The organism is Infirmifilum sp. (assembly GCF_049970975.1).
GTDB classification, from domain to species: domain Archaea; phylum Thermoproteota; class Thermoprotei; order Thermofilales; family Thermofilaceae; genus Thermofilum; species Thermofilum uzonense.
Map to the genome: position 1 here is coordinate 1 of NZ_JBMFLX010000216.1, position 1428 is coordinate 1428.

Here is a 1428-nt window from a genome sequence, read left to right on the forward strand (position 1 = left end):
ACACGTCGTAAATTGCGACAAACAGCAGTAGCGTTGTCGCCCTGTCCAGGTGCTCCGGCACCTTGACGACTCGCAGCCCCTGTGGACCTATGTGGGCCCATACTCCCATCGTTGATACAACGTTGAATAGCCAGAGCGCCGTGGCCATGGCCCCGGCAGGGTCGCTGGTCCGACCGTTCTGTAGGCTACTCTCAACCTTTTTCAGCTCTCTGTCGAGCTTCTTACTCCACTTATCACCGACTGCGCCCCCGTTCGTCTTCAACCAGAGCCTAGCGGCCGTCAGAAGCGCGACTGTCGCGTTGTAGAGCTTGGCGTAGCAAAGCGTCTGACTCACACTATCACCCTGTGAAGCAGGGCTTCAACCAGCCTTTTATCTCAATGTAGAGCTTGCCGTCGTTTTCGAGGCTGTCGAAGAACACAGCTATAGGCGGGAAGCCGACGAAGTGTGCTGGAACTATTTCCTTGTGATCCTTTAATGCGTCGGCCAGGTCAAGCCTCACTATTCTCTTAGAGTACATCTCTTCTAGTAACTTGGCATGCAATCCGTACCCGTGGGCCCTCAGAAACGCGGCAGCATGCTCAACAAGCGTGTCGCACAGGGGACCTCCATTCACCGTGAACGACGCTTCCATGTTTCCCTTCAATTCACCGTGAATAGAGGCGTGAATAGAGGTAAGCCACGCGATGCAGTCGTCGAGAGTTCTGCTCCCGCAGACCCTGTCCAACACCTTCTTCGTCTCAGTTCTAACCGATATCGTGACCCACCTACCGCGCGCCAACCCGCACCCCCCTCCCCAATTCACCGTGAACGGAGATAAAAACGTGGTCTACTGAGTGCACAGGACGCCGCCCGATGGGCTCGGTTTATAGTAGACCCGGGGGACCGACTTACTGATGCATGTGACGTGGTATCTGCGCACAACGCCGGGGAACCGCTCCTCGACATACAAGGTTCCGGGGCTTATGGGCTCTCTACAATAGAAGCACTTGTAGTAGTCGCGCGCGGTCCTCAGCGTGTATGAGAACATCCCGGGTAACTTCACGCTCTTTCCACACATTTCCACAGCCTCACACCCGAGTCAAACCCTAGGTGTGCTGGCTAATAAGCGTTTAGGTGGAAAAGTAGCCGAAAGCTTTATAAACCTGTTTCCACCTCTTTCTACCATGGGTGGAAGCATGCCGGTCAGGTACAGGTCGATAAAAGTCCGCGAGGACATCTACAACTTGATTAAGAGCTACTCTAAGACGCGCGGTATACCGATAAGTACCGCGATAGCACACGCTGTCACGTTCTTAGACCAGCAGCAACATCTTCCAGCTGTCAAAGAGGCCCTTCCACTGGCTGACAAAGTCAGCTGGTACATTACGAAGGTAGTAATGAGCGCGGGGGCATTTAAGGAGAACCCCTCCGAGCGCAACTTCAACTAT

3 protein-coding genes are annotated in these 1428 nt (G+C 54.2%); 1 reads left to right on the forward strand and 2 read right to left on the reverse strand.

What is annotated here, in order from left to right:
• Both ACP5KC_RS10660 and ACP5KC_RS10665 read right to left on the reverse strand, forming a co-directional pair.
• Positions 1–334: hypothetical protein (locus ACP5KC_RS10660; RefSeq protein WP_428287585.1), on the reverse strand; the 334-nt coding region annotated here is incomplete at its 3' end.
• Positions 335–338: 4 nt separating this feature from the next.
• Positions 339–779 (reverse strand): hypothetical protein, encoded by a 441-nt coding sequence (locus tag ACP5KC_RS10665; RefSeq protein WP_428287586.1) that lies wholly within the window; start codon positions 777–779, stop codon positions 339–341.
• Positions 780–1176: 397 nt separating this feature from the next.
• On the opposite strand from ACP5KC_RS10665, the gene ACP5KC_RS10670 reads away from it, so the two are divergent.
• Positions 1177–1428, forward strand: a 252-nt coding sequence (locus ACP5KC_RS10670) for a hypothetical protein (RefSeq protein ID WP_428287587.1), incomplete at its 3' end; no start/stop codon positions are given.